Origin of the sequence: Streptomyces plumbidurans (genome assembly GCF_019857225.1) — a bacterium.
GTDB lineage: Bacteria > Actinomycetota > Actinomycetes > Streptomycetales > Streptomycetaceae > Streptomyces > Streptomyces plumbidurans.
In genome coordinates, this window is sequence record NZ_JAFJSY010000153.1 from 1 (window position 1) to 4,691 (window position 4,691).

Here is a 4,691-nt window from a genome sequence, read left to right on the forward strand (position 1 = left end):
CTCGATCAGATCGACGTCGAGGAGAGTGAACACATCGAGTGGCAGGGAGGTGGGCCGGACGAATGGCCGGGACTCACCGAACACCCGCAGGAGTGACCGGAGCGCTGCCGGGCTCTGCCATGTAGTAGCCGGGCCCTGGCGGTGGTTGTCACCGGCTGCGGCCGACCGGCGTTTCACCCCGTCATGTGCCGGTCGGCTGCGACACGAGGGCTGCGACCGCCTCGCTCGTGTGCACCAGAAAGGTGAGGGTCTCCTCCAAGTACAGGGTGACAGTGGTCGCATCGTGCGAGAGGTAGCCGATCGACACGTCCTGGCCAAGGCGCATCTCGAAGTCGCCGCCGCGAGTCGAGAGCAGGAAGGCGCCGTCGATGGCGGGCGCCCAGACGATGTCTCCGTCGACCAACCTGGCGATGTGCTTGATGATCGGGTATCCGTGGGCGGAGGTCTCACTGACCGCCGTGTACGCCTCGGCGCTCAGCGCAAGACAGTACGGGCCGTCGACACCTGCCAGTCGCAGAGCCGAGACCGCCTGGCTGATCGCGTCCGGGTAGTCGCGCACGTCGGCGGGCAGCTTCACCGGTGAGTTGGAGGAGCTTTCCCGCAGACCGGCGATGCCCGCGGCCGCGTACCCTTCAAAGACGGCCCGGTCCTCCACGTGTGCGAGTCGCCGGGCAGCGTCCTTGGCGGGCTGCCAGTCAGTGTCCTTGGCCCCTCGCGCGACATCGTCGACCTGACGGCGGTCGACGATGAACGGGACACGCAGCTCGACCAACGGCTGGAAACGGCGCACATGGGCGACGACGTCATCGGCAGGGGTCTCCACACTGTCGAGGTGCCCCGTCGCCACACCTCCCAACTCGACTCCGCCCGGCTCGGGGACATCGACGATGCGCCGTGCCGCAGCGTGCGTTGTGAAGGTGCGGCGAGCCTCCTCCTCCAGATCGCTCCACGCGGCGGCGGAGAGGGGAGCAAGGTCACGGTGCAGATTGTTCATCGGGACGCGCTCCGCTTCATGCTGCCGATCCTCAATGAGGTGTCGGAAGAACGGGGTTGACTCTCGGGTTTTGCGACGACGGCGTGGACATCGGCGCCCATGGCCCCCGATCGCGCACCGGGTGGTGCGGGCAGGTCGTCCAGAAAGTCCGCCGTGGGGACGTGGAAGAGGCATCCCGTGACAGGGGTGGAGAAGTCCAGAATCCGGTCGTGTGCAGCGTCCTGCGTGCCCAGGAACATCCGCTCCAGCATCGCCTCCGTCACCCCCGGGGTACGGGCATAGCCGATGAAGTACGTGCCGAACTCGCCACGCCCCACGGTTCCGAAGGGCATGTTGTCCCGGAGGATCTCGCGTTCTGTGCCGTCGGCACCGGTGATGGTGGTGAGGGCGACATGTGAGTCGGCCGGCTTGGTGCTGTCGTCCAGTTCGATGTCCGACAGTTTCGTCCTGCCGACGATCCTCTCCTGCGCCTCGACGGGCAAGGTGTTCCAGGCGGCCAGGTCGTGCACGTACTTCTGCACGATCACGTAACTCCCGCCGGCGAACTCGCAGTCCTCGTCCCCGATCAGGACGGCGGCGCTCGCCGCCGCGCCCGTCGGGTTCTCCGTGCCGTCGACGAAGCCGAGCAGATCACGCTTGTCTAAGTACTGGAAGCCATGCACTTCATCGCGTACGGTCACCGCTTTCCCCAGCCGGCTCATGATCTCCGAAGCGAGGGCAAAGCACAGGTCGAGGCGTGCGGCTCGTATGTGAAAGAGCAGGTCGCCCGGTGTCGACACCGCTCGGTGCACCCGGCCGTTCAGCTCACGGAACGGATGCAGGTCCGCCGGACGGGGACCGGCGAACAACCGGTCCCACGCCTCCGAGCCGATACCGGTGACGCAGCTGAGCCTGCCCTCGGGTTCGGCGCGGAAACCCACAGACCGTTGCAGGGAGTTCAGGTCGGACAGTACGTCACGGGTCACCGCTTCCCCGCCGGGGTCAATCGTCACGACGAGGAAGATCGCCGCGCTGGTGAGAGGGCACAGAACCGTCTGCGGCGTCGGTGCCGACGTCTCATCGGCCATGTGCCCTCCCTCTTCCGACAGTTGCCGACACTCGCTGCCGGCCCTGTGCGCGGACCGTGTGCGCGGCCGCCACGGACTCCGGTGAAGATCCCGCACTTCCTCCAGCAACGTCTCCACCGTTCACTGGTATCGGCCCTCGAAGTGGCTTCCGCTTCGCAGATCCGAGAACCGGAGGCCGACAGCCTCTCCCCCCTCCACCATCCAGCGCAGGTCGTAGGAGGCCCGGTAGGACGGCGGCCAGAACGAGCAGAAGTGCCCGGTGTCGTCGACGAACCACGTTCCCTCGGTCTCCCGTCCGCCCTCGACGTAGCGGGTGGTGCCGTCGGAGTCGAAGGTCTGCGTCGCTCCGTCGGTGTAGACGAGCCGGCCTGCGGTGAGAGCGGCGGGAATCTCCTCGGCCGGTACAGGTGCGCCGTCTTCGGCTGAAACGCCGTTAAGTTTCTTGTTCACTTTGGGGACCTCCCATGGGCCCAGGCGGGCGTTGCGCGAGCTGTGGCGGTGCGAGGCGGTGGTGGCCGGGCAGCCATTCGCGGACCGCCTGCCCGGCCACTTACTCTGTTTCGGCGGCGCTCCGGTCCGGCATCTGGAACATGCTCAAGTACTGGCCGTAGCCCTCCTTCTCGAGTTCCGCGACGGGGATGAAGCGCAAGGAGGCCGAGTTGATGCAGTACCGGAGGCCGCCCATGTCACTGGGGCCGTCAGGGAACAGATGCCCGAGGTGGCTGTCTCCGTTCACCGACCGCACTTCGACTCGGACCATTCCATGACTGGTGTCGGGTCGTTCGACGACGTGACCGGGCTCCAGAGGTTTGGTGAAGCTGGGCCATCCTGTGCGGCTGTCGTACTTGTCCACGGAGGAGAACAGGGGCTCTCCCGACACGATGTCCACATAGATGCCGGGAGACTTGTTGTCCCAGAGGGCGTTGGCGAAGGAGGGTTCCGTCTCGTCCTGCTGGGTTACGCGGTACTGGACTTCTGTGAGTTGCGCGAGGCGTTCAGGACTCTTGGTGTATTCCGGCATGGCTGCCTCCCAAGTGGCGTAGCTGGATCAGCCCTTCTGGGATTTCGCGTCATGTGCCGCCGCTCCCTTACTTCGCGGCAAGAACCGGAGTGGAACGACAAGGTTGCCGGGATCAGCAGCCACGAAGCCGACTACGACGCCTTGGGCAGCCGCCACTCCGGGCGGATGCGGTGGCAGGTGTACCCGTTCGGATAGCGCTGCAAATAGTCCTGATGCTCAGGTTCGGCCTCCCAGAAGGCCGCGGCCGGCACCACCTCCGTGACGACCTTCCCCGGCCACAGGCCCGAAGCGTCCACCTCGGCGATCGTGGCCTCGGCGATGCGCCGCTGTTCCTCACCGAGAGAGAAGATGGCGGACCGGTAGCTGAGACCGACGTCGTTGCCCTGCCGGTTCAGCGTGGTGGGGTCGTGCACCTGGAAGAAGAACTCGACGAGAGCCCGGTAGTCGGTCCGGGCGGGGTCGTAGGTGATTTCGATGGCCTCCGCGTGGCTTCCGTGGTTGCGGTAGGTCGGGTTCGCCGTTTCGCCCCCCGTATAGCCGACGCGCGTCGAGACCACGCCGTCCAGGGCCCGAAAGAGCTCCTGCATGCCCCAGAAGCATCCGCCCGCCAGAATCGCCTTCTCGTGTGCCATTGCCGTGCCGCCCTCCTGTGAATTCCGCCGTCTCGAGCCGACGGGTCAGAGCACTTGGATCGTGCTCTTCGACCCTGGCCGTGGTCCGTTCGGCACGGTGGCCTCACGCCTGGGCACCCTGACAGCGGCCGTGCGGCGCCCACGGAGGTTAGCTGCAAGGCTCGCGGATTCCTTACGTCTCTTTGCGGACGATGGGGATGGCTGGCATCCGGGCCGTCTTGCGGATGGCCTGTGGGAGGTCACTCACGGGGCCGTGGATGACGTTCGTCAGGGGAGCAACTTCTCCACACCGGCAGCGCCCTCTTCCTCGAGAAGGCGGCGTGCCTGTTCAAGCCTCTCCGGCGTGATGTCGTGGCCAGATGCCAGTACTACGTCTTCCGGGTCGGGCAACTCTTCCGTTCCCGTGTGGAGAACCGCATCCGGCGTGTGCGGACCCCACTCATCGTCGCCAGTGCCTTCAGACATCATTTCTCCCGCGTTTAATTATGTGAGACGGGCGTCGCTCCGCACCATGTTCGGCGTGAGAGATCAACCCTTGAAATGGGCGGCAATCTTCACTGATCGCCGGTGCTCTCGTGCTGGTTCGCAGCCCAGGCATACGCCTCTGCCAGGTCCTTCAAGGCCGCTGCGACCGCTCCATGATCCTTGTGCTCCGCCTGCTGTCGGGCTTGAGACGCGATGGCCTCGAAAAGCGCTTCTCGAGCATCCTGTTGCGCCGTGGAGTCAGCACTGCTCACGATGTCCTCCTGATTTCCGTCCGGGCAAGAAACCAGACCCAGCCGACTCACGCCGGTTCTCGTTGCAACCAATGCATCTGGCAAAGGGGTTGGCGCGCCGGGCCGGTCAGTAAGTTGTTCCTACGCGAATGCTATTGCGGCGTTGATCTACAGCTCATCTATGCAGGATCGATGCCCCCGTGGAGCTGTCGGTCCTGCTAGTGCAGCGGCTTGCCCGCGAGGGCCAGGTGGGCTTCGCCG

Annotated in this window: 7 protein-coding genes; all 7 read right to left on the reverse strand. The window is 65.6% G+C overall.

Annotated features, from left to right (window positions below):
• Positions 1 to 181: 181 nt before the first annotated feature.
• A complete protein-coding gene (locus JYK17_RS40030) occupies positions 182 to 994 on the reverse strand; it encodes a family 1 encapsulin nanocompartment shell protein (RefSeq protein ID WP_128800756.1) in 813 nt (270 codons plus the stop codon).
• Entirely contained in the window at positions 991 to 2,061 is a 1,071-nt protein-coding gene (locus JYK17_RS40035) for a Dyp-type peroxidase (protein WP_222812309.1), read from the reverse strand. Before JYK17_RS40035 ends, JYK17_RS40030 begins: the two co-directional genes overlap by 4 nt.
• Positions 2,062 to 2,181: 120 nt before the next feature.
• Positions 2,182 to 2,511, reverse strand: coding sequence for a hypothetical protein (locus JYK17_RS40040; RefSeq protein WP_108015999.1), 330 nt, complete (start codon positions 2,509 to 2,511; stop codon positions 2,182 to 2,184).
• 100 nt (positions 2,512 to 2,611) lie between these two features.
• Positions 2,612 to 3,082, reverse strand: coding sequence for a peptide-methionine (R)-S-oxide reductase MsrB (msrB, locus tag JYK17_RS40045; protein ID WP_108016000.1), 471 nt, complete (start codon positions 3,080 to 3,082; stop codon positions 2,612 to 2,614).
• Between the two features lie 131 nt (positions 3,083 to 3,213).
• Entirely contained in the window at positions 3,214 to 3,714 is a 501-nt protein-coding gene (gene msrA, locus JYK17_RS40050; protein WP_108016001.1) for a peptide-methionine (S)-S-oxide reductase MsrA, read from the reverse strand.
• A gap of 267 nt (positions 3,715 to 3,981) precedes the next feature.
• Positions 3,982 to 4,179 (reverse strand): hypothetical protein, encoded by a 198-nt coding sequence (locus JYK17_RS40055; RefSeq protein ID WP_078516601.1) that lies wholly within the window; start codon positions 4,177 to 4,179, stop codon positions 3,982 to 3,984.
• A gap of 89 nt (positions 4,180 to 4,268) precedes the next feature.
• Positions 4,269 to 4,451, reverse strand: coding sequence for a hypothetical protein (locus JYK17_RS40060; RefSeq protein ID WP_108016002.1), 183 nt, complete (start codon positions 4,449 to 4,451; stop codon positions 4,269 to 4,271).
• Positions 4,452 to 4,691: the final 240 nt, after the last annotated feature.

What these genes read in the sequence shown, in the direction of transcription:
- JYK17_RS40035 (WP_222812309.1), bottom strand. Translation starts at nt 2,061, where the DNA reads ATGGCCGATGAGACGTCGGCACCGACGCCGCAGACGGTTCTGTGCCCT.
- msrB (WP_108016000.1), bottom strand. Translation starts at nt 3,082, where the DNA reads ATGCCGGAATACACCAAGAGTCCTGAACGCCTCGCGCAACTCACAGAA.
- JYK17_RS40055 (WP_078516601.1), bottom strand. Translation starts at nt 4,179, where the DNA reads ATGTCTGAAGGCACTGGCGACGATGAGTGGGGTCCGCACACGCCGGAT.
- JYK17_RS40030 (WP_128800756.1), bottom strand. Translation starts at nt 994, where the DNA reads ATGAACAATCTGCACCGTGACCTTGCTCCCCTCTCCGCCGCCGCGTGG.
- msrA (WP_108016001.1), bottom strand. Translation starts at nt 3,714, where the DNA reads ATGGCACACGAGAAGGCGATTCTGGCGGGCGGATGCTTCTGGGGCATG.